This is a genomic window from Microbacterium sp., from assembly GCF_047972865.1.
Classification (GTDB): domain Bacteria; phylum Actinomycetota; class Actinomycetes; order Actinomycetales; family Microbacteriaceae; genus Microbacterium.
Map to the genome: position 1 here is coordinate 1 of NZ_JBKEAY010000005.1, position 25,029 is coordinate 25,029.

26 protein-coding genes, 1 tRNA gene and 1 rRNA gene are annotated in these 25,029 nt (G+C 70.6%); 21 read left to right on the forward strand and 7 right to left on the reverse strand.

The window, feature by feature from the left end; all coding sequences use genetic code 11:
• The first annotated feature begins 172 nt into the window (after positions 1 to 172).
• From rrf to trxA, 20 genes are all read left to right on the forward strand, one after another.
• Positions 173 to 289, forward strand: a 5S ribosomal RNA gene (rrf, locus tag ACK5KK_RS00210).
• 520 nt (positions 290 to 809) lie between these two features.
• Complete coding sequence (locus tag ACK5KK_RS00215; protein WP_416888080.1) at positions 810 to 1,505, forward strand: hypothetical protein; 696 nt, start codon at positions 810 to 812, stop codon at positions 1,503 to 1,505.
• On the forward strand, positions 1,502 to 2,533 hold the full coding sequence (locus tag ACK5KK_RS00220; protein WP_416888081.1) for an HAD-IIA family hydrolase: 1,032 nt from the start codon (positions 1,502 to 1,504) through the stop codon (positions 2,531 to 2,533). The genes ACK5KK_RS00215 and ACK5KK_RS00220 overlap by 4 nt, the downstream gene beginning before the upstream one ends.
• An 861-nt stretch (positions 2,534 to 3,394) precedes the next feature.
• Entirely contained in the window at positions 3,395 to 3,742 is a 348-nt protein-coding gene (locus ACK5KK_RS00225; RefSeq protein ID WP_416888082.1) for a hypothetical protein, read from the forward strand.
• A gap of 201 nt (positions 3,743 to 3,943) precedes the next feature.
• The gene (locus ACK5KK_RS00230; RefSeq protein WP_416888083.1) at positions 3,944 to 4,108 is read left to right on the forward strand and encodes a hypothetical protein; all 165 of its coding nucleotides are present in this window, start codon (positions 3,944 to 3,946) and stop codon (positions 4,106 to 4,108) included.
• Positions 4,105 to 4,926 (forward strand): TlyA family RNA methyltransferase, encoded by an 822-nt coding sequence (locus ACK5KK_RS00235; protein WP_416888084.1) that lies wholly within the window; start codon positions 4,105 to 4,107, stop codon positions 4,924 to 4,926. The genes ACK5KK_RS00230 and ACK5KK_RS00235 overlap by 4 nt, the downstream gene beginning before the upstream one ends.
• Entirely contained in the window at positions 4,923 to 5,834 is a 912-nt protein-coding gene (locus tag ACK5KK_RS00240) for an NAD kinase (RefSeq protein ID WP_416888085.1), read from the forward strand. Before ACK5KK_RS00235 ends, ACK5KK_RS00240 begins: the two co-directional genes overlap by 4 nt.
• Positions 5,831 to 7,525 (forward strand): DNA repair protein RecN, encoded by a 1,695-nt coding sequence (recN, locus tag ACK5KK_RS00245; protein WP_416888086.1) that lies wholly within the window; start codon positions 5,831 to 5,833, stop codon positions 7,523 to 7,525. Before ACK5KK_RS00240 ends, recN begins: the two co-directional genes overlap by 4 nt.
• A gap of 62 nt (positions 7,526 to 7,587) precedes the next feature.
• Positions 7,588 to 9,282 carry a CTP synthase gene (locus ACK5KK_RS00250; RefSeq protein ID WP_416888087.1) on the forward strand — a complete coding sequence of 565 codons (1,695 nt, stop codon included), beginning with the start codon at positions 7,588 to 7,590 and terminating at the stop codon, positions 9,280 to 9,282.
• A complete protein-coding gene (locus ACK5KK_RS00255; protein ID WP_416888088.1) occupies positions 9,275 to 9,916 on the forward strand; it encodes an NUDIX domain-containing protein in 642 nt (213 codons plus the stop codon). Before ACK5KK_RS00250 ends, ACK5KK_RS00255 begins: the two co-directional genes overlap by 8 nt.
• Entirely contained in the window at positions 9,913 to 10,839 is a 927-nt protein-coding gene (gene xerD / locus ACK5KK_RS00260; protein ID WP_416888089.1) for a site-specific tyrosine recombinase XerD, read from the forward strand. The genes ACK5KK_RS00255 and xerD overlap by 4 nt, the downstream gene beginning before the upstream one ends.
• A 111-nt stretch (positions 10,840 to 10,950) precedes the next feature.
• The gene (locus ACK5KK_RS00265) at positions 10,951 to 11,835 is read left to right on the forward strand and encodes a ParA family protein (protein ID WP_416888090.1); all 885 of its coding nucleotides are present in this window, start codon (positions 10,951 to 10,953) and stop codon (positions 11,833 to 11,835) included.
• Entirely contained in the window at positions 11,819 to 12,652 is an 834-nt protein-coding gene (locus ACK5KK_RS00270) for a segregation and condensation protein A (protein ID WP_416888091.1), read from the forward strand. The genes ACK5KK_RS00265 and ACK5KK_RS00270 overlap by 17 nt, the downstream gene beginning before the upstream one ends.
• The gene (scpB, locus tag ACK5KK_RS00275) at positions 12,642 to 13,238 is read left to right on the forward strand and encodes an SMC-Scp complex subunit ScpB (RefSeq protein WP_416888092.1); all 597 of its coding nucleotides are present in this window, start codon (positions 12,642 to 12,644) and stop codon (positions 13,236 to 13,238) included. The genes ACK5KK_RS00270 and scpB overlap by 11 nt, the downstream gene beginning before the upstream one ends.
• On the forward strand, positions 13,235 to 14,008 hold the full coding sequence (locus ACK5KK_RS00280) for a pseudouridine synthase (RefSeq protein WP_416888093.1): 774 nt from the start codon (positions 13,235 to 13,237) through the stop codon (positions 14,006 to 14,008). The genes scpB and ACK5KK_RS00280 overlap by 4 nt, the downstream gene beginning before the upstream one ends.
• Positions 14,005 to 15,129: a prephenate dehydrogenase gene (locus ACK5KK_RS00285; RefSeq protein WP_416888094.1), complete on the forward strand. Its 1,125-nt coding sequence runs from the start codon at positions 14,005 to 14,007 to the stop codon at positions 15,127 to 15,129. The genes ACK5KK_RS00280 and ACK5KK_RS00285 overlap by 4 nt, the downstream gene beginning before the upstream one ends.
• Complete coding sequence (gene cmk, locus ACK5KK_RS00290) at positions 15,122 to 15,805, forward strand: (d)CMP kinase (RefSeq protein ID WP_416888095.1); 684 nt, start codon at positions 15,122 to 15,124, stop codon at positions 15,803 to 15,805. The genes ACK5KK_RS00285 and cmk overlap by 8 nt, the downstream gene beginning before the upstream one ends.
• Before the next feature lie 127 nt (positions 15,806 to 15,932).
• The gene (gene der, locus ACK5KK_RS00295) at positions 15,933 to 17,465 is read left to right on the forward strand and encodes a ribosome biogenesis GTPase Der (RefSeq protein WP_416888096.1); all 1,533 of its coding nucleotides are present in this window, start codon (positions 15,933 to 15,935) and stop codon (positions 17,463 to 17,465) included.
• An 84-nt stretch (positions 17,466 to 17,549) separates the two neighbouring features.
• On the forward strand, positions 17,550 to 18,455 hold the full coding sequence (locus tag ACK5KK_RS00300; RefSeq protein ID WP_416888097.1) for an NUDIX domain-containing protein: 906 nt from the start codon (positions 17,550 to 17,552) through the stop codon (positions 18,453 to 18,455).
• Between the two features lie 64 nt (positions 18,456 to 18,519).
• A complete protein-coding gene (trxA, locus tag ACK5KK_RS00305; RefSeq protein WP_416888098.1) occupies positions 18,520 to 18,960 on the forward strand; it encodes a thioredoxin in 441 nt (146 codons plus the stop codon).
• Between the two features lie 21 nt (positions 18,961 to 18,981).
• Here the strand turns inward: trxA and ACK5KK_RS00310 are convergent, their stop codons facing one another.
• Both ACK5KK_RS00310 and ACK5KK_RS00315 read right to left on the reverse strand, forming a co-directional pair.
• Positions 18,982 to 19,341, reverse strand: a complete 360-nt coding sequence (locus ACK5KK_RS00310) for an RNA-binding S4 domain-containing protein (protein WP_416888099.1) — start codon at positions 19,339 to 19,341, stop codon at positions 18,982 to 18,984.
• 19 nt (positions 19,342 to 19,360) lie between these two features.
• On the reverse strand, positions 19,361 to 19,894 hold the full coding sequence (locus ACK5KK_RS00315; protein WP_416888100.1) for an O-acetyl-ADP-ribose deacetylase: 534 nt from the start codon (positions 19,892 to 19,894) through the stop codon (positions 19,361 to 19,363).
• A gap of 283 nt (positions 19,895 to 20,177) precedes the next feature.
• Here ACK5KK_RS00315 and ACK5KK_RS00320 point away from each other — a divergent pair.
• Positions 20,178 to 20,251 (forward strand) — tRNA-Pro (locus ACK5KK_RS00320).
• A gap of 209 nt (positions 20,252 to 20,460) precedes the next feature.
• Here the strand turns inward: ACK5KK_RS00320 and ACK5KK_RS00325 are convergent.
• The 5 genes from ACK5KK_RS00325 to ACK5KK_RS00345 all read right to left on the reverse strand — a co-directional run bounded on the left by ACK5KK_RS00325 (position 20,461) and on the right by ACK5KK_RS00345 (position 24,846).
• Positions 20,461 to 21,687: a tyrosine-type recombinase/integrase gene (locus ACK5KK_RS00325; RefSeq protein WP_416888101.1), complete on the reverse strand. Its 1,227-nt coding sequence runs from the start codon at positions 21,685 to 21,687 to the stop codon at positions 20,461 to 20,463.
• Positions 21,671 to 21,883 (reverse strand): helix-turn-helix transcriptional regulator, encoded by a 213-nt coding sequence (locus ACK5KK_RS00330; RefSeq protein ID WP_416888102.1) that lies wholly within the window; start codon positions 21,881 to 21,883, stop codon positions 21,671 to 21,673. The genes ACK5KK_RS00325 and ACK5KK_RS00330 overlap by 17 nt, the downstream gene beginning before the upstream one ends.
• Positions 21,880 to 22,470 (reverse strand): hypothetical protein, encoded by a 591-nt coding sequence (locus ACK5KK_RS00335; protein ID WP_416888103.1) that lies wholly within the window; start codon positions 22,468 to 22,470, stop codon positions 21,880 to 21,882. Before ACK5KK_RS00335 ends, ACK5KK_RS00330 begins: the two co-directional genes overlap by 4 nt.
• A gap of 88 nt (positions 22,471 to 22,558) precedes the next feature.
• Positions 22,559 to 24,337, reverse strand: a complete 1,779-nt coding sequence (locus tag ACK5KK_RS00340; RefSeq protein WP_416888104.1) for a TraM recognition domain-containing protein — start codon at positions 24,335 to 24,337, stop codon at positions 22,559 to 22,561.
• On the reverse strand, positions 24,334 to 24,846 hold the full coding sequence (locus ACK5KK_RS00345) for a hypothetical protein (protein WP_416888105.1): 513 nt from the start codon (positions 24,844 to 24,846) through the stop codon (positions 24,334 to 24,336). Before ACK5KK_RS00345 ends, ACK5KK_RS00340 begins: the two co-directional genes overlap by 4 nt.
• Between the last annotated feature and the right edge of the window lie 183 nt (positions 24,847 to 25,029).

The following is a 25,029-nucleotide window of genomic DNA, read 5'->3' on the forward strand; positions in this document are numbered from 1 at the left end:
TAGGCCGGATGTGGAAGCGTGGTAACACGTGGAGCTGACCGGTACTAATAAGCCGATGACTTGATAACACCTTCGTTCTGAAGATGCTTGCGTCCACTGAGTGGTTCTCGATGTACGGTCGGGAACCGCACGACAATGACTTTTGTTGTGCAGACTGAAACATCAATAGTGTTTCGGCGGCCATAGCGAGAGGGAAACGCCCGGTCCCATTCCGAACCCGGAAGCTAAGCCTCTCTGCGCCGATGGTACTGCAGGGGGGACCCTGTGGGAGAGTAGGACACCGCCGGACTTCTTTCGTGAAATGGCCACCCAGTGCTGGGTGGCCATTTCTCGTTAACGGGTCGTGGAAGGATGCTGTGGTGAGCGACGTGGAAGGTTCAGGTGAGGAGCGCCGCCCGCGGCAGGGGTCCGGGTCCCGTCCCGAGCGGGGACGGGGCGATCCCGACCGACGGCGTGAGGCGTCGGACACCGGCAACGCGCGGCCGAGCCGCGCCCCTCGCGGCGATCGTTCCTTCTCGGAGCGCCGTGGCGGTGATGCGTTTGCCCGTCGGGACAGCAAACCGCGCGGTGCCGGCGCTGACAAGTCGTTCCGGAGTCGTGACGGCAAGCGTGCCTGGTCCGCAGAGCCCGGCCGCGTGTGGGATGAGCGGCGTCCGTATCGGTCTGCGGGGCGGCGATCGCAAGGTGCGGGCAGTAGCGGCCGGGCGGGCAGCGACCGCGGCCGTACCGGGGGCGCGGCAGGCCGGACGGAGCGCCGGCCATCGCGCCCGCCTCAGTCGTCAGAACGTCGGGCGGCTCAGGGCCCGGATGTGCCTGCGGAGGTCACGGCGCGGGACCTTCCCGGGGCGGCGCGCAATGAGTTGAAGACACTGAGCAAGGAGAACGCGGACCAGGTGGCGCGCCATCTCGTGATGGCCTCGCGTCTGATCGACGACGATCCGGGTCTCGCGCACGAGCACGCCCTGGCGGCGTCGCGGCGTGCGGGCCGGGTGGCCGTCGTCCGGGAGACGGTGGGGATCACCGCCTACGCGACCGGCGACTTCGGTCTCGCGTTGCGCGAGCTGCGCACCTATCGCCGTATCTCGGGCCGGAACGACCAGATCGCGCTTATCGTGGACAGCGAACGCGGTGTCGGTCGCCCTGATCGCGCGCTGGAGGAAGCGCGCGCGGTGGATCGGGTCACGCTCCCGACCGCGGTGCGGGTGCACCTGGCGATCGCGATGTCCGGGGCGCGTCTCGATCTCGGTCAACCGGACCGCGCGCTGTTGGAGCTGGATATCCCAGAACTGGATCCCGACCGGGCGTTCTCATGGAGCGGTGATCTTTTCGCCGCGCGGGCCGCGGTGCTCGAGGAGCTCGGTCGTGACGAGGAGGCCGCACTGTGGCGCCGCCGCGCGGACGCCGCAGATGAGACCATCGATCCCGGCGAACACGAAACGGTCGCCATCGAGGAGTCCGAGATTGTCGACGACGCCGACACCGGCCGGGATGGCGAGGGCCGATGAGAATGCGGCGGCGCTCGATGGCACCGCTCGACGGAGTGGACACGGTTCTCGCCGACCTCGATGGCGTGGTGTATGCCGGCGCAGGTCCGCGCCCGCACGCGATCGACAGTCTCAATCGCGCCGGGCAGACTCGACGGCTCGGGTACATCACCAACAACGCGTCGCGCCGTGACGCCGTGGTGGCCGAGCACCTTCGCGAGCTCGGTTTGACGGGGACGGCTCCCGAAGATGTTGTGACCAGCCCACAGGCCGCGATGCGGTTGTTGCGTGAGCGGATCCCCGCTGGGGCGACGGTGCTCGTGGTCGGCGGTGACGGGCTGGTGTTCGAGGTCGAGAAGGCAGGGTTCCGTGTGACACGCAGCGCCGATGACGCGCCGGCGGCGGTCGTGCAGGGTTTCGCTCCCGAGGTGGGGTGGACGCATCTCGCCGAGGCGGCGTACGCGCTTGCGGCGCCTGAGGGTGAGGGTGGCATCCCGTGGATCGCCACGAACACGGACTGGACCATTCCGCAGGGGCGTGGCGTCGCGCCCGGGAACGGGACCCTCGTCTCCGCGGTGCACACGGCGGTGGGACGGCTCGCGACCGTGGCGGGCAAGCCCGAGACCCCCATCTTTGAAGAGGCGCTGGCGCGATTCGGCGCGCGGCGCGCCCTCTTCCTGGGCGACCGGCTCGACACAGATATTGCGGGGGCGCAGGCGGCGGGCATCGAGTCCGCGCTCGTCCTGACCGGTATCGACCGGCCCAAGCATGTGCTCGCGGCGCCGACGACGGCCCGCCCCACCTACATCCTGGGCGATCTGCGCGAGCTGGAGCAGCCGTATCCGGCGGTCGTCACCAAGGGCGACGTCACGACCGTCGGCTCGGCGTCGGTGCGTATCGACGGCGCGGATGTGCGGATCCTCGCCGAAGGCGATCGACCCGTCGACCTGGTGCGGGCCGGTGCGGCGGCGATCTGGGCCACCGGTCGCGCGATCTACGGGTTCCGTGTGCCCGATCGGCTGTACGCGGACCCGTTCGACCGTCCGTGACGGCCCGGTCGTCGATGGGCCCCGAGGCGGTCGAACACCCGGGCATGGGTCGGCGACGTGCGGCCCCGTCTATTCGGCCGGTCCTTCCCCGGCGTGAGGTGAAAGACCGGCCGAGGGACAGCGTTCGGCACGGGTTGTCCGAGGTGAAGGCCGAGCGCGTCCTGCCGAACAGGCGGCCCACGATGGCCGCGTGATCGCTGGCTCGCGCCGCCTGCCATCGGGCGCAGTGCGCGTGTAGGCAGCGGTGCCGACGGGGCAAAGGCTGGCGCTCACGATGTGCTCTGGCCCACGAACCGTCGGGCCTGGATCGTCGTCACTTTGGTGCGTAACGGTCACGGGTAGAGAGTGGCGTGGATCTCGGCGGCTTCGCCTGCGGGCGTCGTCGGCGCGGTGAGGTTCGTGCCCGTTGCTGGCTACTCGCACCGCGATCGGAGAACACGAACTCCAATCGCTGCCCCGTCCTCCAAACGGTCTACAGACACCCTCTGATGCTGCTCAGTAGCGTAAATCTATCGAACCCGTACATCGAACCCGTACATGAACGGTGTGCTCTCATGTCCTTCACGACAATCCTCGCGGCAGCACCACTTGTCGCCACTCTTGCTCTGGGTGGATCCGGGACGGCGATGGGAGACGCGGTCGACATCCTTCCAGTCGCTCCTGCAGCACCATCGGTGACGGTCCTCTCGGTGAGCGCGTCAGCGCAGACCGGTTGGATTCTACCGATGCATACGAAGGCGTCATGTGACCGCCAGATGAATGCCGGCGCCAAAGCCTGCTCGCGGTTGCGCCCCCTGCAAGCGGCGGCAATCTGTCCCGCCGCGAACATGGCTCGTCACGCTGGATGTCTGGCAGGCGCAAGTGGTTGACCGCAAGCGCCAGATCGTAGCCAGCCGAGTGTTCCAGACCGATAGCGGGGACCTGACTCTCCAGATTCTCGGTGGTGGTGGCGATTCGGCTTCGTTCGGTTACCAGTTTCTCGACGAGAACCGCGCGGCGACAGCCTCGCTCGACGTACACGGCGCTGATTCGTTGCAGGCGCTGCTCTTTTGCATCACGGCCGCTGGCGACTACCTACAACGCTATGTCCCCACGGCGTCTTTCGCTGATCTGGGTGTCTCTGCGCTGTTGACAACAGATCTCGAGGCCGTGGGCGAGTGGCGGGCGCACGTTTCAATGCCCGCTGTCCTGCCCGCATCGTCCCCGTAGGACTTGAATCCCTCAGCTGCCGTTCATTCCTCTGTGACACGCCGCGAGCAGTGCCAGCCGACGCGACCGGTTGGCACGTCGTCGTGCAGGTCGAGGGTGTGGCCGACGTACTCGGCGGTGAGTTCGCTGTGAGGCCGTCTGCGTCGGCGGGGAGGGGTGGCGAGCAGCCTTCCGGGGCCGTCTGCGCGTATCGTGGAGGTCATGTCGACCGATGAGGCGGACGCCCGCCGCGAGGATCTGATGTCCGCGCTCGAGGTGATCGAGGAGCAACCGCTCGCCGAGCGGGCGAACGCGTACGCGGGCCTGCACGACCACCTCGCGCGCCGGCTCGAATCCGGCCCGCGTGACCTGACTCCCGGGTCGTGAGGCTGGACGCCGCGCTCGCTGCACGAGGCCTCGCGCGGTCACGCACCCAGGCGGCGCACCTCATCCAGGCCGGAAACGTCACCGTGGACGGGAACGTGGCGGTCAAACTCGCCGCCCAGGTCGACGACGCCGCGGACATCCGGGTCACGGGTGTCGACGCGTACGTGAGCCGGGCCGCGCACAAGCTCGTCGCCGCTCTCGACGCCTTCGCAGTCGATCCCTCCGGGCGGGTCTGTCTCGATCTCGGCGCCTCGACGGGCGGGGTCACGCAGGTGCTGCGCGCGCGAGGGGCCGCCACCGTGGCAGCCGTCGATGTCGGGCACGGGCAGCTCTCACCGGTGGTCGCCGAAGACCCCGGAGTGCGCCTCGTCGAGGGGTACAACGTCCGCCACATGAGCCGAGCGTCGCTGTATGCCGAGAGTGGAATAGATGCGCCGCCGTCCCTCGTGACGGCGGATCTGTCGTTCATCTCTCTCGCCCTGGTCTGGCCGGCTGTTGCCGCCGTCGCCGCCGACGAGAGCGATGTGGTCGCGTTGATCAAGCCGCAGTTCGAGGTCGGTCGCACCGGTGTGCGCGGCGGCGTCGTCATCGATGCGGCGCTGCGCGCGTCGGCTGTCATCGACGTGCTGCACGCGGCGGAGCGGTCCGGGTTCGCGGTGCGGGGATTGATCGCCTCGCCCCTGGAGGGCACCCACGGCAACGCGGAATACCTGGTGCACCTGCGTCGCCGCACGGACCCCGGCGGCGCCGTTTCCGTGCCGGGCGATGAGCCGACAGAATGGGTGCACACCGTGAACCGACTGGCGGGACCCCGATGAACGCTCCACGCAACGTCCTGGTGGTTGCTCACGCCCACCGTGAGGACACCGTGGCCGCGGCCGCGCGCGTCATCGCGGCCCTGGAGACCGCGCGGCTGCGCGCCGTGCTCGCCGCCGACGACGCCGAGCTGTACGCCGCGCTCGGTCATCCCGAACGGGTGGGAGCCCTCGGGCAGGACATCGCCGTCGACGAGGTCGAGCTGGCGATCGTGCTCGGTGGCGACGGCACGATCCTGCGCGCCGCGGAACTGGTGCGCGGCGGCACGGCACCGGTTCTCGGGATCAACATGGGCCACGTCGGCTTTCTCGCCGAGATCGAAGCCGACGTGCTCGACGATGCGATCGCGCGGGTCGTGGCTCGCGACTACCGCGTGGAGGAGCGGATGGCGCTCGCGGTGCGGGTCACCGACGCATCCGATGCGCTCGTCTACGAGACCTGGGCGCTCAACGAAGCGACGGTGGAGAAGGCGTCGCGTCAGCGCATGCTGGAGGTCGTCATGGAGATCGACGGCCGACCGCTGTCGACCTTCGGGTGCGACGGCGTGGTGATCTCGACGCCGACCGGCTCCACGGCGTACAGCTTCTCGGGGGGAGGCCCGGTGATCTGGCCGACGGTGGAGGCGATCGCGGTCGTGCCGCTGTCGGCGCACGCCCTGTTCGCCCGGCCGCTGGTGATCGGTCCGGAGGCCTCGGTCGCCGTCGAGGTGCTCACCCGCACCAGCGACATCGGCATCCTCTGGTGCGACGGTCGTCGATCGCACGACCTCCCCGCCGGGGCCCGCGTGGATGTGCGGCGGTCGGAGCAGCCGGTGCGCTTGGCTCGCCTGCATCCGGCGGCGTTCACCGACCGGCTCGTGCGGAAGTTCCGCCTGCCCGTGGACGGGTGGCGCGGTCCGGTGACCGCATGATCGAACAGATCGAGCTGCGCGACCTCGGCGTGATCGCGGAGGCGACTCTGCCGATCGGTCCCGGCTTCACCGCGATCACCGGCGAGACCGGCGCGGGCAAGACCATGGTCGTTACCGGGCTCGGACTGCTGCTGGGTCACCGTGCCGATTCGGGAGCGGTGCGCTCCGGTGCCGACCACGCGTCCGTGTCCGGCGTGTGGCTGGTGCCCGACCGGGGCGCGGTCGCCGATCGGGTGCGTGAGGCGGGCGGCGAGCTGGAGGCCGCAGGCGACGACCGCGCGGAGCTCTACGTGGGCCGCACGATTTCGCGGGAAGGCCGCAGCCGCGCGACCGTCGGCGGGCGCGGCGCTCCCGCCGGGGTGCTCGCCGACCTGGCCGATGAGCTCGTCGTCGTCCACGGGCAGTCCGAGCAGCTTCGCCTGCGCACCGCCGCGGCCCAGCGCGACGCCGTGGACCGGTACGGCGGCGCCCCGCTCGCGGCAGCACGCCGGCGCTACGGCGACGCATTCGAGCGGTGGCGACGCGTGACCGCCGAGCGGGGACGCCTGAGCGCCGCGCGCCAGGAGCGCGCCGACGAAGCCGAGCAGTTGCGGGCACGGATCGCCGAAATCGAGCAGATCGATCCGCAGCGGGGCGAGCGCGAAGAGCTGGCGCAGCGGGCCGACCGGTTGGCCAACGCCGAGCAGCTGCGCCTCGCCGCGGCTACGGCGCACGCGGCGCTGTCCAGCGACGCTGACCAGCCCGACGTGGGGACGATGCTGTCCGAGGCGCGCCGGATTCTGGAGCGTGCCGGCGACGACGAGGCACTGACGGCCCTGGCCGCGCAGCTCGAGGACGTCGGCTACCGCGTGGCTGAGGTCGCCGGCGACCTGTCCGGCTACGTCGCCGACCTCGACGAGGGCGGACCGCAGGAGCTGGCCTCGGTTCAGGAGCGGCTCGCGCAGCTGAACGCGCTGGCGCGCGACCACGGCTCCGTCGACGCGGCCATCGACCTCCTCGCCACCGGCTCGGCGCGGCTGATGGAGTTGGATGCCGACGACGAACAGCTGGAGCGGCTGCGCGCCGACGAGGAGGCGGCGTCGGTTGCCGTCGACGCCGCCGCCGTCGCCCTCACCGCGGCGCGCACCGACGCCGCCGGCCGCCTGGCGGACGCCGTCACCGCCGAATTGCACGCGCTCGCGCTCCCGGAAGCGCGCCTGATCGTGACCGTCGCACCCGCACCGCCGTCGGCGACGGGCCGCGACGAGGTCACCGTCCTGCTGGCGCCGCATCCCGGCGCGGAGCCGAGGTCCGTCGCCAAGGGCGCCTCGGGTGGGGAGCTCAGCCGGGTGATGCTCGCGATCGAGGTGGTGATCGCGGCGGTCGACCCGGTGCCGACCTTCGTGTTCGACGAGGTGGATGCCGGCATCGGCGGTGCCGCGGCGATCGAGGTGGGGCGGCGCCTGGCCCGGCTGGCCCGGACCAGCCAGGTCATCGCGGTGACCCACCTTGCACAGGTGGCGGCGTTCGCCGGCAACCACCTCTCCGTGGTGAAAGCCAGTGACGGGTCGGTCACGGCATCCGACGTCCGGGCGTTGGCCGGCCCGCAACGCGAGGCCGAGATGGCGCGGCTGCTGTCGGGCCTGGCCGACTCCGACGCCGCGCTCGTGCACGCCCGCGAGCTCCTCGCGCTCGGCGCCGCGGACCGGTAGGCGCGCTCCGGGACGCGCCGGTGCGAACGCGCTCCCGTTCGCGGCTGATAGGATGAAAGCCCGTGACGGACACTTCTGACGCGGGGAACATTTCGAACGGCACCACCCGGCATATCTTCGTGACCGGAGGTGTCGTTTCGTCGTTGGGGAAGGGCCTGACGGCCGCGAGTCTGGGGAACCTCCTCACCGCGCGCGGACTGCGCGTGGTGATGCAGAAGCTCGACCCCTACCTGAATGTCGATCCCGGGACGATGAACCCGTTCCAGCACGGCGAGGTGTTCGTCACCGATGACGGGGCCGAAACCGACCTCGATATCGGTCACTACGAGCGCTTCCTCGACATCGAGCTCAGTCAGGCGGCCAACGTCACGACCGGTCAGGTGTACTCCGAGGTGATCGCCAAGGAACGCCGCGGTGAATACCTCGGTGACACCGTGCAGGTCATCCCGCACATCACCGACGAGATCAAGCGCCGGATGCGGCTGCAGGCCGACGAGTCACCCAAACCCGACGCCATCATCACCGAGATCGGCGGCACCGTCGGTGACATCGAATCGCAGCCGTTCATCGAATCGGCCCGCCAGCTCCGCCACGAACTCGGCCGCGGGAACGTGTTCTTCGTGCACGTCTCGCTGGTGCCGTTCATGGGAGCGTCGGGCGAGCAGAAGACCAAGCCCACCCAGCATTCGGTCGCCGCGCTGCGCTCCATCGGCATCCAGCCCGACGCGCTCGTGCTGCGCAGCGACCGCCCCGTCACCGACGCCAACGAACGCAAGATCGCGCTCATGTGTGACGTCGACGAGGATGCCGTCGTCAACGCGGTGGACGTGCCGAGCATCTACGACATCCCCACGATGCTGCACGATCAGGGCCTGGACGCCTACATCGTCAGCGCTCTCGGCCTCAGCCACGCGAACGACGTCGACTGGACGCGCTGGACCTCGGTGCTCCGAGCCGTGCACAACCCCAAGCACGAGGTCACGATCGGCCTGGTGGGCAAGTACATCGACCTGCCCGACGCGTACCTGTCGGTGACCGAGGCGCTCAAAGCCGGCGGATTCGCGCAGGAGACGAAGGTGAACGTGGTGTGGATCTCGTCCGACCTGTGCGAGACGGCGGGAGGGGCCGCGAAGGCCCTCGGCGCGGTGGACGGGATCGTGGTGCCCGGCGGGTTCGGCATCCGCGGCATCGAAGGAAAGCTGGGGGCGCTGCGGTTCGCCCGTGAACAGGGCATCCCCACGCTCGGCATCTGCCTCGGGTTGCAGTGCATGGTGATCGAGTACGCCCGCACGGTGGCCGGGCTCGACGGCGCATCCTCGACCGAGTTCGACCCGGACACCCCGCACCCGGTGATCGCGACGATGGCCGAACAGGTCGACATCATCGCCGGCGGAGACCTCGGCGGGACCATGCGGCTGGGCCTCATGGCCGCCGAACTGGCCGACGGTTCGCTCGCCGCTGACTTGTACGAGTCGACGCACGCGTCGGAGCGCCACCGCCACCGCTACGAGGTCAACAACCGCTACCGTGAGCAGATCGCCCGCGCGGGCCTGGTGTTCTCGGGGGTCTCGCCCGAGCGCGACCTCGTCGAGTACGTCGAACTGCCGCGCGACGTGCACCCGTTCTACATCGCGACCCAGGCCCACCCCGAACTGCGCTCGCGCCCCACCGAGGCGAACCCGTTGTTCCGGGGTCTGGTCGCCGCGTCCCTCGACCGCCACCGCGCCAGCGAGCTGTTCGACGTCGACAATGACTGACGCGCCCCTGACCGACGAGCTCACCGCCGCGGCGGTCCTCGACAGCGAGACCGTGTTCCGCGGCCGGGTGTGGAACATCCGCCGTGACCGGGTGCAGTACGGCGACCAGACCATCGTGCGCGAGTACATGGACCACACCGGGGCCGTCGCCGTGCTCGCGCTCGACGACGACGACCGGATGCTGCTGATCAAGCAGTACCGGCACCCGGTGCGCGCCCGCGACTGGGAGATCCCGGCCGGCCTGCTCGACGTCGCCGATGAGGACGCGCTCGGGGCGGCGCAGCGGGAGCTGGCGGAGGAAGCCGATCTCGTCGCCGACCGGTGGGCGGTGCTGTCGGAGTTCTACACGACCCCGGGCGGCAGTGACGAAGCCATCCGCATCTACCTGGCCCGCGGGTTGCGCGCATCGCACGAGATCTTCGCCCGCACCGACGAGGAAGCCGACATCGAAGTGCGGTGGGTGGCTCTGGACGAGGTCGTCGACGCCGTCCTCGACCGACGGCTGCAGAATCCGTCGCTGGTGGTGGGGGCCCTCGCCGCGTTCACCGCGCGCGCCCGCGGCTGGTCCACGCTGGCACCCCCCGACGCCCCGTGGTCGCGCCGCTCCCGCACGATCGGCGCGGACGACGCGTGAACCTTGACCGTGCCGTGGACGCCTACCTGCGGCACATCACGATCGAGCGCGGGCTGTCCGATCACACCGTCGCCGCCTATCGGCGCGACCTGGCCGGGTACGCCGCGTGGTTGGCCGCGCACGACATCCTCGCAGCGGAGACGGTCACCCCCGCGGTCGTATCGCAGTTCGCCCAGGAGCGTACGGCATCGGAGCCTGCCCCGGCGGCCAGCTCGCTGGCCCGGTTGCAGTCGTCGGTGCGGGGACTGCACCGGTTCCTGATGCGCGAGGGCATCACCTCCGACGACCCCACCGGCAAGCTCCGGCCCCCCAAGGCGGCGCAGAAGCTGCCGAAGGCGCTGACGATCGATCAGGTCGCGGCACTGCTCGACGCGGCCGGTCCGGAACCGGGGGATGCGGCGGTGCCCACCGACCCGTTGCGGTTGCGCGACCGCGCACTGCTGGAACTGCTCTACGCGACGGGCGCCCGCATCTCGGAAGTGGTGAACCTGGATGTCGACGACCTCGGTCACGGCGACGTGGTGCGTGTGCGCGGCAAAGGATCCAAAGAGCGCATCGTGCCGGTCGGCTCGTACGCCCAGGCCGCCGTCGGCGCCTATCTGGCGCGCGTGCGCCCGGAGCTGGCCGCACGCGGGCGCGCCACCCCGCGCCTGTTCCTCGGGGCCCGCGGCGCACCGCTGTCCCGGCAGAGCGCGTGGCTGATCATCCAGCGCGCCGCCGAGCGCGCCCGCCTCACCGTGCATGTCTCGCCGCACACCCTGCGTCACTCGTTCGCGACGCACCTGCTGCAGGGCGGTGCCGATGTGCGGGTGGTGCAGGAACTGCTCGGGCACGCCTCGGTGGCCACGACGCAGATCTACACCCACGTCACCGTCGATGCGCTCCGCGACGTCTACCTGACCAGCCACCCCCGGGCCCGGTGAGCCGCCCGACCGACCCGACCGGGATCGGCGGGTACCGGCTCGTGTTCCCCGGTTCTCGGCGCGTGCTGTGACAGAATCAGAGGGCATGCAACCCAGAAAGCAGGACTGTAGGTGACGGAGAAGACGCGGGGGACCAGGAAAGCCCCCACGGACGATACGCCGATCGGGCCGACCGGTCGTCCCTACCAAGGTTTTGCGACCCCGCCGCCCCTGGACGGCCACGGACCGGCGCGCATCATCGCGCTGTGCAACCAGAAGGGTGGCGTCGGCAAGACGACCACGACCATCAACCTGGCCGCGGCCCTCGCCTCGTACGGTCGCCGCGTGCTGGCCGTCGACTTCGACCCGCAGGGAGCGCTGTCGGCGGGACTGGGCATCCAGACGCACGAGGGCCCCACCGTGTACGACCTGCTGCTGGACGCCAAGCGCGACCTGCACGACGTGCTGGTGTCGTCGCAGATCGACGGCCTCGACGTCATCCCCGCCAACATCGACCTGTCCGCCGCCGAGGTGCACCTGGTCAACGAGGTGGCGCGGGAGATGATCCTGGCCCGGGTTCTGCGCCGGGTCTCGTCCGAGTACGACGTGATCCTCATCGACTGCCAGCCCTCGCTGGGGCTGCTCACCGTCAACGCGCTCACCGCCAGCCACGGCGTGCTGATTCCGCTGGAGTGCGAGTTCTTCGCGCTTCGGGGCGTCGCTTTGCTGATCGAGACGATCGACAAGGTGCGCGATCGCCTCAACCCGTCGATCACGCTGGACGGCGTGCTCGCCACGATGTACGATCCGCGCACGCTGCACTCGCGTGAAGTGCTCGAACGCGTCGTCGAGGCGTTCGGCGACGACGTGCTAGAGACCGTGATCGGCCGCACCGTGAAGTTCCCGGATGCGTCGGTCGCCGGCATCCCGATCACCAAGTACGCCCCCGAGCACGCGGCCGCGCAGGCCTATCTGCGGCTCGCGCGAGAGCTCGTGGCCCGTGGCGCCGTCGCCTGACGAGCCATCCGCCACCGAGCCGCCTGCTCCCGGCGCGGAAGGGTTCCGAGTCTCGCTGGCCGTGTTCGACGGCCCCTTCGACCTGCTGCTGACGCTGCTGTCCAAGCATGAGCTGGACATCACCGAGATCTCGCTGAGCCGGGTCACCGACGAGTTCATCTCCTACCTGCACGGACTGTCGAACGAAGAGGAGCTGGAACAGGCCTCGGAGTTCCTGGTGGTCGCTGCGACCCTGCTCGACATGAAGGTCGCGGGGCTGCTGCCGCAGGGGGAACTGGTCGACGCCGAGTCGGTCGCGCTGCTGGAAGCACGCGACCTGTTGTTCGCACGGCTGCTGCAATACCGTGCGTTCAAGGAGGTCTCGGCCTGGTTCGGTCGGTGCCTCGTGCGCGAAGACCGTCGGCACGCGCGCGCCGTGCGCCTCGACGAGAAGTACCGCAACGCGGTGCCGGAGCTGATCTGGACGCTGTCGGCCGACGACTTCGCGGCACTGGCGACGCTCGCGTTCGCACCGAAAGAGATTCCGCACGTCGGACTCGACCACCTGCACGCGCCGCTCGTGTCGATCCGCGAGCAGGCGGCGGTGGTCGTGACGATGCTGCGCGACGCGACCCAGCTCACCTTCCGGGAGCTCGTCGCGGGGGCCTCGCAGCCGGGCGTCGTCGTCGCGCGCTTCATCGCCGTTCTCGAGCTGTACCGCCACAACGCCCTCTCGTTCGAGCAGTGGGAGCCGCTGGGCGAGCTCACGCTGCGCTGGACCGCCGAGCGGTGGTCGGAAGAGAACCTCGCCACCCTGGGAGCCGACTATGACCGATGACCCGACCGCACCGCCCGCCCTCCGGCGGCCCGTGGACGTCGCGCGCCAGTTGGAGGCGATCCTGCTGGTCGTCGACGAACCGCAGAGCCTGGTCGCCCTGGCCACCGCGGTCGGTGCACCGGTGCCGGCGGTGCGGCAGGCCGTGGCGGGCCTGGTCGCCGACTACGACGGCGAGACCGGCGGCCCGCGTCGCGGGTTCGAGCTGCGGGAAGTCGGCGGCGGCTGGCGGCTGTACGTGCGCGAGGACCACGACGACCTCGTCTCGGAGTTCATGAACGCGCAGGCCCCCACCCGGCTGTCCCAGGCGGCCCTGGAGACCCTCGCCGTCATCGCCTACAAGCAGCCGGTGACCCGCAGTCAGGTCGCCGCCATCCGGGCCGTCAACGTCGACTCGGTCGTGCGCACGCTCGTGGCGCGCGGTCTCATCACCGAGCAGTTCACCGATCCGGACACCGGAGCGGTCAATTACGGCACGACCGACGCGCTCCTCACGCACCTCGGCATCAACTCGCTCGACGAGTTGCCGCACATCTCACCGCTTCTCGACGACGGCGCGGACGGGTTCGCGGGGGAGACGCTGCCGTGACCGACGGACCCGAGGGCGTGCGCCTGCAGAAAGTGCTCGCGAACGCCGGCGTCGCCTCGCGACGGGTGTGCGAGCAGCTCATCGTGGCCGGCCGGGTGCGGGTCAACGGGGTGACGGTGACCGCGCTCGGCACCCGCGTCCGGCCCGAGACCGACATCGTCGACGTCGACGGGACGGCGATCCAGCTGGACGCCAGCAAGCGGTACGTCATGCTCAACAAGCCGACCGGGGTGGTCAGCTCGATGCGCGACGAGCAGGGCCGCCCCGACCTGCGCCGCTACACCCGGGAGTGGCCGGAACGGCTGTTCAACGTCGGGCGGCTGGATGCCGAGACCAGCGGCCTGCTCGTGCTCACCAACGACGGCGAGCTCGCTCACGTGCTCGCGCACCCGTCGTTCGGGGTCGACAAGATCTACATCGCGAAGGTGCGCGGCACGGTGGCGCCGCAGACTGTGCAACGCCTCCGTGCCGGCGTGGACCTCGACGACGGTCCGATCGCCGCCGACAAGGCGCGGCTGCTCGACACCTCCGTCGGCAGCAGCCTGGTCGAGCTCACCCTGCACTCCGGCCGCAACCGCATCGTGCGGCGGATGTTGGCCGAGGTCGGCCATCCCGTGATCGAGCTGGTGCGGCGGCAGTTCGGGCCCCTGCACCTGGGCACACTCCCGGCGGGGGCGGCACGGGAATTGACTACAGTGGAACGCGGCGCGCTGCTCACCCTCGCGCGCCGACCGTCCCCTCCCATGGATACGGATCCGGAGACACCGTGACCACTTCGCCGACAGCCCCGGCGCGCGCCCGCGCGGCACGCACCCGCGGCACCGTGCGCATCGTGGGGGCGGGACTGCTCGGCTCGAGCATCGGGCACGGGTTGCGTCGGCTCGGCGTCGACGTCGTGCTCGACGACGCATCCCCGGCGCAGCTGCGCCTTGCGATCGACTACGGCGCCGGCCGTGCCGCGGCTGCCGACGATCGGCCCGGTCTGGTCGTGGTCGCCGTGCCGCCGGACGTGACGGCGGACGTCATCGAACGCGAACTGCACGCGTTTCCTGATGCGGTGGTGACCGACGTCGCCAGCGTCAAGCTCGACCCGCTGCGCTCCCTGCAGACGCGCGGCGTCGATCTGACGCGCTACATCGGGTCGCACCCGTTGGCGGGTCGCGAACGCGGCGGGGCGATTTCGGCGCGCGCCGACATCTTCGTGGGGCGGCCTTGGGTGGTATGCCGAGACGAGGAGACGCCCACCGCCGACCTTGCCGTCGTGGAAGGTCTCGCGCTCGACCTCGGGGCGACCCCGATCGAGATGACCCCAGAAGAACACGACCGTTCCGTCGCGCTGGTCTCCCACGTACCGCAGTTGGTGGCGAGCGTGCTGGCGGGCCGGTTCGTCGACGCCGCCGACGACGCGATGCGGCTGGTCGGGCAGGGTGTGCGTGACACGACGCGCATCGCGGCATCCCCCCCGGAGATGTGGGTACAGATCTTCGGCGCCAATGCGGCGCCGGTCGTGGAGGTGCTCGATGCGCTCGCCGCCGAGCTGGGAGCCGTCGCCGATGCGCTTCGCGACCCGGACCGGCCCGGGGCCCGGCGCGCCGTGGCCGACACGATCCGCCGCGGCAATGACGGCGTGGACCGGCTGCCCGGCAAACACGGACAGAACCGGCGGTTCGAGCCTCTCGTCGTCATCGTCGACGACACCCCCGGCCAGCTCGGGAGGCTGTTCGGCGAGCTCGGCGACCTCGGTGTGAATGTCGAGGACCTGCGTCTGGAGCACTCGCCGGGAGCACAGTTCGGTCTCGCCGAGATCAGTGTCGTCCCGAGTATCGTCCGCCATGCGGTCGAGGGCCTCGAAGCCCGGGGCTGGAAGATTGCGAGCACCACCAATGACTGAACCCACCCCCCTCGTCGTCGCGATCGACGGCCCCGCAGGCAGCGGAAAGTCGAGCGTGTCGAAGCAGGTCGCCCGCCGCCTCGGGTACGGCTACCTCGATACCGGCGCCGCCTACCGCGCGCTGGCATGGCACGTGCTCGCGCACGGGGCCGACACGTCGGACGCGGCCGCGGTGATCGACGCCAACGGCGACTTCGACTATGCGATCTCACTGGACCCCGATGACTACTGGGTGAGCGTCGGCGATCACGACGTGACCGACGCCATCCGGGAGCCGGTCGTGTCGGATGCCGTCAGCGGCGTCGCCCGGGTGCCGGTGATCCGCGAGTCGGTCAACGCGCTGTTCCGCCGACTGGTGGCCGGGTCAGGCCTGCCGGGGGTCGTGGTCGAGGGCCGCGACATCACGACGGTGGTCGCCCCCGACGCGCCGGTGCGGATTCTGCTGACCGCCGCGCCGGACGTGCGCGCGGCCCGTCGCAGCGCCGAGCTGACCGGCCACGACGCGGCCGCGGTCGCCGCCGCGCTGCACCGACGAGACAGCTCGGACAGCGCCGTCGTGGACTTCCTCACCGCGGCGCCGGGTGTCACGGTTGTGGACTCGACCGACCTCGACGTCGATGAGACCGTGGCCGCGGTGCTCGTCGTCATCGCCGACGCGACGGGAACCGTCGCATGAGAGCGCCGCAGCCTCCGTTCGGAATTCCGCCTGGCCGTGTGGGCGCGGCGGCATCCGCGGTGGATTTCTGCGGTGGGTGGGCGGCCCGGCGACCGGCCGGACTGAATACTGAACAGCGAAAGCAGGGATGCCGGTGAGCGCGGCCGACGAAGAATACGACGGCGGGTCCGATCGGCTGGCCGAAAAGCTCGCTGCGATCGACGACGACCTCGCCGATCAGCGCGCCGCGGCGCTGCGCGCCTCGCTCGAGGAGTACGAGCTCGAAGACGACGACGCCGACCTGGTGGCGGGGCTCACCGCCGGGGGTGAGCCGGTGGACGTGCTGCCGGCGCTGCCGGTGGTCGCGATCGTGGGCCGGCCGAACGTCGGCAAGTCGGCGCTGGTCAACCGGATCCTCGGCCGCCGGGAGGCGGTCGTGGAGGACACTCCCGGGGTGACCCGGGATCGCGTCACGTACAAGGCGGAGTGGCTGGACCGGCGGTTCACGCTCGTCGACACTGGCGGGTGGGAACCGGACGCCCGGGGCATCGACCGGTCCGTGGCGGCGCAGGCCGAGGTCGCCATCGACCTGTCGGACGTCGTGTTGTTCGTCGTCGACGCGATCGTGGGCGCCACCGCGACCGACGAGCAGGTCGTGCGGCTGCTGCGCAAGGCGCACAAGCCGGTGTTCCTGGTCGCCAACAAGGTCGACGACACCCGGCAGGAGCCGGAGGCGGCGGCGCTGTGGAACCTGGGCCTGGGGGAGCCGCATCCGGTCTCGGCCATCCACGGGCGCGGCGTCGCGGACCTGCTTGACGAGGTCGTGAACGTGCTGCCGGAGGTGTCGGCTGTCGCGGGGGGCGAGATCGACGGGCCACGGCGGGTGGCGATCCTCGGCCGCCCCAACGTCGGCAAGTCGTCGCTGCTCAACAAGGCGGCGGGGGAGGAGCGGGTCGTCGTCAACGAGCTCGCGGGCACCACTCGTGACCCGGTCGACGAGGTGGTCGAGCTCGGCGGCAAGATGTGGCGGCTGGTGGACACCGCCGGCATCCGTCGCCGGGTCCATCTGCAGCAGGGCGCCGATTTCTACGCGTCGTTGCGCACGTCGGCGGCGCTGGAGAAGGCGGAGGTCGCCGTCGTCGTGCTCGATGTGAGCGAGACGCTCAGTGAGCAGGACATCCGCATCATCGATCTCGTGCTCGAATCGGGGCGGGCTCTGGTGCTCGCGTTCAACAAGTGGGATCTGCTGAACACGCCCGAACTGGAGAACCAGGACCGGCGCCGGTACCTGGAGCGCGAGATCGAGCAGGACCTGGCCCACGTGTCGTGGGCGCCGCGGGTCAACCTGTCGGCGCGCACCGGGCGGCACCTGGACAAGCTCGTGCCCGCGTTGGAGACGGCGCTGGCCTCCTGGGATCAGCGCATCCCGACCGGGAAGTTCAATGCGTTCCTCGCCGAGCTGGTCGCCGAGCATCCGCATCCGGTGCGCGGGGGCAAGCAGCCGCGCATCCTGTTCGGGACGCAGGCGTCCACGCGGCCGCCGACGTTCGTGCTGTTCACGACCGGTTTCCTCGATCCCGGGTACCGTCGGTTCATCCAACGGCGGCTACGGGAGCTGTTCGGTTTCGCGGGGACGCCGATCGTGGTGAACATGCGGGTGCGTGAGCGTCGCAGCCGCTGACCGCGGCGGCGTGTGTCGCGCGGGTCGGCGACGATGTGCGCGACAGGGCGGGTGCGAGGCGAACGGCTGTGACAGGCTGGGAGGGTGACCGACGCCGATCGACCGACTCCGCCGCCGCGTACCGGGCCGCGCGACCCGGGCGACGCGTGGGTGGAAGCGCCGGACGGCCGGCGGTACTGGGGCCGATTCGGTGCCGCGGGCCTGCTCGCGGTCGACCCGGCCCGCGGCATCCTGCTGCAGCACCGCGCGACCTGGAGTCACTTCGGCGACACGTGGGGGCTGCCGGGCGGGGCACGTCACGCGGAGGAGTCCGCGGTGGATGCTGCGCTGCGCGAAGCGGCGGAGGAGGCCGGAGTTCCGGGGGCGTCGGTGTGCCCGCGGATGATGAGCGTTTTCGACATCGGTGTCTGGTCGTACAGCACGCTCGTGGTCGATGTCGTCGAGTCGTTCGACCCGGTGATCAGCGACCCGGAGAGTCGGGAGTTGGCGTGGGTGCCGTGCGACGAGGTGGATGGCCTGCCGTTGCACCCGGGGTTCGCCGCGTCGTGGCCCGCGTTGCGGGGGCTGCTGCCGGTGCGCCCGGCGGTGGTCGTCGATGCGGCGAACGTGGTCGGGTCGGTGCCGGACGGGTGGTGGCGTGACCGTGCCGGGGCGGCGGGGCGGCTGCTGGGGCGTCTTGCCGTGTGGCGATCACAGGGTGTGCCCGGCGATGCGCTGGGGCTCGCGACCGGGACGTGGTTCCCGGAGGTGCATGTGGTGCTGGAGGGCGCGGCCCGCGCGGCATCCGATGTCGCCGGACTCACGGTGACCCGCGCGCCCGCGAGCGGCGATGACGCAATCGCGGATGTCGCCGTGGGGTTGGTGGATGCCGGGCATCCGGTGACCGTCGTGACCAGCGACCGGGGGCTCGCCGACCGGGTGCGCGCGGCGGGCGGTGTCGTGAGGTCTGTGTCGTGGCTGCCGCGAGACGGCGGAGTCCGCGACCGCTGAGAGTCGCGGCCGGAGAGGCCGCCCGGGAAGGACGGGACGCAGCGAGGCGAAGGAGAAGGGCGACATGGCGGAGGATGCCGGGAACGTTGTGGTGGTGTGTCCTGCGTGCGGGACCAAGAACCGGGTGCGCGCCGCGCAGTCCGGCCGGGTGCGGTGCGCGTTGTGTCACGCCGACCTGCCGTGGCAGGTGAGCGCGGATGATCGGACGTTCGCGGTGGTCGTGGAGGAGAGCTCGCTGCCGGTGCTGGTCGACGTGTGGGCGCCGTGGTGCGGGCCGTGCCGGATGGTGTCGCCGATCGTGGAGCAGATGTCGCGGGAGTTCGCGGGGCGGTTGAAGGTCGTGAAGGTGAACTCCGACGAGTCGCCGGGGGTATCGCGACGGCACACGATCAGCAGCATCCCGACCCTGTTGATGTATCAGGACGGGAAGGAGACCGCCCGCCTGATCGGCGCGCACCCGGCGCCGCAGTTGCAGCAGTGGGTGCAGCAGCAGTTGTCGGTGTAGGTCTTGTCGCGTGCCGGGCCGTCAGTCGCGGCCGCGGAGGCGGTCGATCTCGCGGCGTTCGCGTTTTGTGGGGCGCCCGGCGCCGCGGTCACGGACGGCGACGCGCGGCACGGGTTCGCGAGGCGGGGTGCGGTCATCGGCGGCAGCGGCGGCGATGGGAGCACCCACGCGTTTGGTGAGGAGTTGCCGTACGACGAGAATGCGGTCGAATCCCGCGATCCGTACCCGCAGCTCGTCGCCGATCCGCACTGGTTGCGCGGCCTTGGCCTTCTCGCCGTTGACGCGTACATGCCCGGCGCGGCATGCGGTGGTGGCGGCGGAGCGGGTCTTGTAGACCCGTACCGCCCAGAGCCAGGCGTCGGCGCGGACGGCATCCGTCATGCGAGGGTCCGGCCGGTGGTCACCGGTCCATCGTACGTGGCTGTTCCTTGCGCGCGAGGCGGTCTTCCACCATCCGGTGGGTCGCGGCGTCGAAGGCGACGATGCGCACGTCGCGGACGTGTGTCGGGGTGGCGCGCAGCGTGGTGACGGCGGCATCCACCGCGTCGGTCTTCGGCCACGCGTACACGCCGGCGCTGATGAGGGGGAAGGCGATCGAGGCGGCGTGCAGTTCGTCGGCGACCTCGAGGGCGCGGCGGTAGCAGGAGGCGAGGAGCGCGCGGTCGCGTTGCCCGCCGGCGTAGTTGGGTCCGACGACCTGGATGACCCAGCGCGCAGGGAGGTCGCCGCCGGTGGTCCATCCGGCATCCCCGGTGGCGAGTCCGTGCGGAAAGCGGCGGATGCAGTCGGCGAGGATCGCGGGGCCGCCCGCGCGGTGGATTGCGCCATCGACACCGCCGCCGCCGCGCATGGCAGTGTTGGCGGCGTTGACGACCGCGTCGACGCGTTGGGTCGTGATGTCACCGAGGACGGCGGTGAGGGTCGGGGTGCTCATGACGCGACTCTATTGCCGGGTGCCGCGGCCGAGAAGCACGTGAGTGCGCTCCTGGTTCGCAGCGCCCCCGCGGAGCGGCTACGATAGGGGAGTTGTCCTCGAGACGACATCCGGGATGTGGCGCAGCTTGGTACCGTACTTGACTGGGGGTCAGGTGAGTTAGCGAGGCGGGGCAACCTGAAAACTAAACAACGGGATGTGGCGCAGCTTGGTAGCGCACTTGACTGGGGGTTAAGGGGTTTACCCCTCCCGGACGGCCCAGAACAACTGAAAATCCATGCCACGGGCTGTGGCGCAGCTTGGTAGCGCACCTGACTGGGGGTCAGGGGGTCGCAGGTTCAAATCCTGTCAGCCCGACGTAAAAGCCCAGGTGAGAGTAGGTTTCTCGCCTGGGCTTCTTCATGTTCGCGGGTCGTTTTCCGTGGTCCCCCTCTGGTCCCCCCCGACGCTCTCGCCGGTGGCCGCCTGTGGACGAACAGGTCGCCTCGAGCCTGCTTCCTGTGGATAAGGGGACCAAAAGGGGACCAGAACCGTTCCGGGAGCACTCCCGCGGGGGTGCGAGCGCATCACAGGGCCCTGGTCGCGGGGCTGCGTCGGGCGTGCTTGCGCTGTCCGGCGGCGGAGAGGAAGGCGTTGGCCTGCTCGGCGGCGGAGGCGAGGTGGCGGTCGTCGGGGTGCAGGTAGCCGCGGGTGGTCTCCATTGAGGCGTGGCCGAGGATGTCTTGGAGGACGTGCAGCGGGATGCCGGCGTCGGCCATCCAGGTCGCCCCGGTGTGGCGTAGCCCGTGTCGGGTGAGGTCGGGCAGTCCGAGTTTCGCGACGATGCCGTCCCAGTTGGTGGCGTCGCGGACGGTCGCGGTGGTGAGGTAGCCGCCCTTCGGGCCGACCAGTAGCGAGTCTTCGGGCTCCTTGCCGTTGGTGAGGCGTTCCAGCACGGGCCGGAGCGGTTCGAGGATCGGCACGCGGCGTTCTTTGCGGCTCTTGGTCGGCTTGGTGACCAGTCCGCCCTTGCCGGGGAAGACCTGCCGGCGGATCACCACGAGGTTCTTGTCGAAGTCGACGTCCCCGACCTTCAATCCGGACACTTCCGAGGACCGGGCCGCGAGCAGCGCGGCGAGCATCACGAAGTCGCTGTAGGACTGATGGACTTTCCCGCACGCCCTGGCGAGCCGGTTGAGGGTCTTCATGTCCGGGATCGCGTGCGCCCGCGGGGAGGCATGTTCGGCCGCCTGGCCGCGGAAAGCGTTGCGGTTCAGGCTCCGTTTGGCACGGTTCTTCGCGGGGTTGATCTGGATCAGCCCGTCCCGCACGGCTTCATCGAGCACCCGCACGAGCGGGGCGATGGTGTTCTTGATGGTCGAGGCGCCGTGGCGCTGTTCCCACTCATCGATGGTGCGGTCGATGATGCCGGCGGTGATCTGGGTGACCGGCAGGTGCCCGAGCGCGGGCAGCACCCGGAGTTTCAGCCCGTAGCCGTAGGTCTCGCCGGTGGAGGTCGGGTCCAGGCGCCGCGCCCACCGGTCTCCGATGGAGGTGACGAACTCCAGCAGCGTCATGGACACGTCCATGCCCTTGGTCGAGGAGTTGCGGAGCTGGTCGAAGAACGCGTGCGCGGCTGCTTCGTCCCGCACGATCTCCGAGCGGATCACCCGGCGCTTGCTGGTCGGGTCGGTCCACCGGGCGCGGGCGCGGATGCCGTAGGAGCGGCGCTCCATGTCCGTGGAGACCTTCACCCCGATCGGCGGAACCGGCTTGGGCTCGGCGGTCGGCTGCGGCTCAGCTCTCCGGGGCATGGTCGTGTTCCAGCTCGCCCAGCCAGCGGTCCACGGCATCGAGCCGGTACCGGGCGATCCCGCCGAGGCGCAGGAACGGCGGCCCCGTGCCCGCGGACCGCCACCGCGACAGGGTGGACTCCGAGACCTTCAAGTACGCCGCGACCTCACGGCTGTGCATGAGCGGCGACACCACCATGGTTCCGTCGTCGCTCATGACACTTCTCCGGTGTCGGGGTCGAGAGTGCGGTAGAACGCTTCCTCGGCATCGCGGCGAGCCTGGACGTCGGCCATGACGAACTCGACGAACTCGGCGTCGCGATCAATGATCGGCACGTCCTCGATCGGGTCGGCGGGTTCCTCACCGGGCCAGACGGTCTGCCGGGTGGGCCGGTCGTGGTCGAGCTTCGTGCCCGATGCGGCGACCCACTCGCGCAGCCGCTGGCGGGCGTCGGCGAAGTCGCGGTGCCAGCCCAGCGGCGCGGAGCCGTTCTGCTCGGGGTCGTAGGCGCACAGCCAGTGCAGGTGCAGCGCGGACAGCTCCCACAACAGCTCCGGGTGGGTGTACCAGGCGGGCGGGATCACCGCGGCGGGCAGACCGTAGGTGTGCCGCAGCCAGTCCACCCACCGGTTCAGCTCCAGCCACTCGACCTCGGCATCGTCGGCGTTCAGCAGGTTCCAGTTGATCGGGTGCGGAGGCTCGGCGATCAGCGGGTCCTCGAAGCCCTCGTCGCCGTCATCGTCCAGGTCCAGGCCGGGCAGGTCGCCCGTGGTGGCGTCATCGTCGCGGGGATCGTCGGACATGGTGTGCTCCTGTCTGCTCTCGCGGTCCCCGGTCATGCCGGGGCTTGCTGTGGCAGGCAGGTGGGCGCGCAGACGCCTGGGCGTGTGCTCAGATGTCAGAGCGGCGCAGCAGGGCCTCTGTCTGCGCACGGTCCGCGGTGAGCTGGGTGGCGTCGGGGCGCTGGGGCCACGGGTGCAGGTCGGTGACGATCGGGGGCGCGGAGCGCAGCAGCACGATCCCGGTGCCGAACGGGAGCCGGCGGATGCGGTCGGGCGGGAAGATCGGCACACGCCGGACGGAGCGCTGGTTGGAGCGGGTGCCATGGTCACCCAGCGTCACGGAGTCGGTGTACTCGTCGCGTTCCCCGACCAGGGCGCTGAGGTCTTGCAGATCGCGGCTGTTGGACGCCCCGCCGAGGATGACCTTGACGATCGAGGCATCCCAGATCGCGCCGGCCTGGTGCTCGTTCCACTTGTCCCTGGCCTGCGCGAGCGACTGGAGCACAGGCATCGTGGTGATGCCCGAGCCGCCGCCTTCGGCCATCAGCGTCGGCAGCGACGGCAGGGGCGAGAGGTTGGCGATCTCGTCCAGCGCGAGCAGCATCGGCGGATCGAGCCGCGCGCCGGCCGATCGGGCGGCGAGACGGCGGGCGGTCTCGATGAGGTCTTCCACGAGCGCCGCGACGAGCGCGGCGCTGGCCCCCGCGCCGGACCCGGTGGCCAGGAGGAACAGGGTGCCCTTGTGCTGGATGAAGTGCTCGGGGTCGAATCCTTCACCGGGGCCGGGTGAGACGGCATCGAGCACCCTGGGGTCGGCGAGCGATCCGAGGGCGAGGGACACGCCTTGCCAGATGGAGTCGCGGGTGCGTGGGTCGGAGTCGATCATCGCTTCCAGGGACTCGGCCCATCCGGTCGCCGCCTGGGCCGAGGCGGTCAGGATCGCCACCGCGTCGGCGGCTGCGGTCGGGTCGAGGGTCCAGCGGAACAGCTCGGCCGGTGGGCGGTGGTCGATCGCGGCGGCGTGCAGGAGCGCTTGCAGCGCGGCGCGGGTCTTGCCCTCCCAGAACCCGCCGCCGTCGACGCCGCCGGATGAGAGGCCGGTTCCGGCGGCGAGCCCGGTGGCGCGGATCATCGCGGTCTGCGGGGACTCACAGCCCCGGATCGGTGACCACCGCATCCCGGCGGGCAGGCCTTCAGCGAGATGCTGCGGGTCGAAGATCGCGACGGGGCCGATCCGGCTGCGGGCGCGCAGGGTCGCGGTGAGGTTGTCCGGCCTGGTCGAGGTCACCACGACGGCGCCGGGAGCGTCGAGGATCGCGGGGATCACCAGATGCAGGCCCTTGCCGGAGCGGGGCGGACCGATGACCATGATCGAGTCCTCCACCGACGCCCACACACTCGCGCCCTTGGAAGCGCCGAGCCGGTAGCCGACATCTTGGGGCCGTGGACCGTCCAAACCCGGGCGGAGGTTCCCGGCGCGACGCAGCAGCGCCTTCTCCGATGCGGCGGCAGCGACCTCATGCCGGGTGGCGATACCCGCCATCCGGCGCGGGTCTTGCTCGACGCGGTGCGTGTGACGGCGCAGCCGCGACCAGACCCACACGCCGCCGGTGACGAGCACGGCGAGCAGGAGGCCCGTGACGAGCCAGTAGACGACCGGGGTCAGGCCGGGCGCGTCCAGCGCGCCAGCGGGATCGCCCGGATCGAACAGCACACCGATCCCGGACCCGGGACCACCGGCGGGCTGGGTCGTGCCGGTGAGGAATGCCGCGACGGACCCGGCGCCGCGGAGCACCAAGGCGACGCCGAACAGGCCGACGAGCCCGATGATGGCCGCGTTGGTCAGCTCATCACCGAACGAGCCGGTTTGCCGGCCCTGAGTGGTCATGGCAGCCGCCGGATGATCGTGGTGCCGGAGATACGGCCGAACAGCATCACCTCCACGACGCCGCCCGCAAGGTCCGATCCGAGCCGGTCCGGGTCGATCAGGGCGCGGGCCGTGCCGGTGCCGGACGCGTCAGTGTGTCCGGTGACGACGGCGACCGCCACGTCTTCCCCGGGAACGAACCCGTCGGCTTCGACGGTGCGGAACGCCGGCCGCGGTGCCGGTTCCTCAGGCTCGGGCGTCGGGTGGGGTGCTCGGCGACGTTGGGCCGCGATGATGTCGGTGAAGGTCGTCCCGTCTGCCTCGCGGACCTCGACGCGCGCCGGGGTCGTCCGGTCATCCGTGGCGCGGTCGATGATCTGCCCGAACGAGGCTCGCCGCCACGGCGGCGCGAACGGCTCCGGGTGCAGTGGACTTCCGTCGACGGTGACGGCCACGGTGCCGTCCTTGCGCACGTCGAGCACGACGAGCGGAATGGACACCGGGACGGATTCGGGCTCGGTTCTCCTCATAGCGGCGAGGTGGGCCGGCAGCGGACTGCCGCCGCTCGTTCAGGATTCGTGACCCTGCGGCGAAATCTCTATGCGTTGAAGTTCCCGACCCGGTTCTGCGCCCCAGCGACCTCGCTTCCCTTGTGGTTGCATGTTCCCGCTGTGCGCGACACGGGGTGACACACCGTCACTCTCAGTGACGGT

What these genes read in the sequence shown, in the direction of transcription:
- ACK5KK_RS00220 (WP_416888081.1), top strand. Translation starts at nt 1,502, where the DNA reads ATGAGAATGCGGCGGCGCTCGATGGCACCGCTCGACGGAGTGGACACG.
- ACK5KK_RS00230 (WP_416888083.1), top strand. Translation starts at nt 3,944, where the DNA reads ATGTCGACCGATGAGGCGGACGCCCGCCGCGAGGATCTGATGTCCGCG.
- ACK5KK_RS00240 (WP_416888085.1), top strand. Translation starts at nt 4,923, where the DNA reads ATGAACGCTCCACGCAACGTCCTGGTGGTTGCTCACGCCCACCGTGAG.
- recN (WP_416888086.1), top strand. Translation starts at nt 5,831, where the DNA reads ATGATCGAACAGATCGAGCTGCGCGACCTCGGCGTGATCGCGGAGGCG.
- ACK5KK_RS00255 (WP_416888088.1), top strand. Translation starts at nt 9,275, where the DNA reads ATGACTGACGCGCCCCTGACCGACGAGCTCACCGCCGCGGCGGTCCTC.
- scpB (WP_416888092.1), top strand. Translation starts at nt 12,642, where the DNA reads ATGACCGATGACCCGACCGCACCGCCCGCCCTCCGGCGGCCCGTGGAC.
- cmk (WP_416888095.1), top strand. Translation starts at nt 15,122, where the DNA reads ATGACTGAACCCACCCCCCTCGTCGTCGCGATCGACGGCCCCGCAGGC.
- der (WP_416888096.1), top strand. Translation starts at nt 15,933, where the DNA reads ATGCCGGTGAGCGCGGCCGACGAAGAATACGACGGCGGGTCCGATCGG.
- trxA (WP_416888098.1), top strand. Translation starts at nt 18,520, where the DNA reads ATGGCGGAGGATGCCGGGAACGTTGTGGTGGTGTGTCCTGCGTGCGGG.
- ACK5KK_RS00310 (WP_416888099.1), bottom strand. Translation starts at nt 19,341, where the DNA reads ATGACGGATGCCGTCCGCGCCGACGCCTGGCTCTGGGCGGTACGGGTC.
- ACK5KK_RS00315 (WP_416888100.1), bottom strand. Translation starts at nt 19,894, where the DNA reads ATGAGCACCCCGACCCTCACCGCCGTCCTCGGTGACATCACGACCCAA.
- ACK5KK_RS00325 (WP_416888101.1), bottom strand. Translation starts at nt 21,687, where the DNA reads ATGCCCCGGAGAGCTGAGCCGCAGCCGACCGCCGAGCCCAAGCCGGTT.
- ACK5KK_RS00330 (WP_416888102.1), bottom strand. Translation starts at nt 21,883, where the DNA reads ATGAGCGACGACGGAACCATGGTGGTGTCGCCGCTCATGCACAGCCGT.
- ACK5KK_RS00335 (WP_416888103.1), bottom strand. Translation starts at nt 22,470, where the DNA reads ATGTCCGACGATCCCCGCGACGATGACGCCACCACGGGCGACCTGCCC.
- ACK5KK_RS00340 (WP_416888104.1), bottom strand. Translation starts at nt 24,337, where the DNA reads ATGACCACTCAGGGCCGGCAAACCGGCTCGTTCGGTGATGAGCTGACC.
- ACK5KK_RS00345 (WP_416888105.1), bottom strand. Translation starts at nt 24,846, where the DNA reads ATGAGGAGAACCGAGCCCGAATCCGTCCCGGTGTCCATTCCGCTCGTC.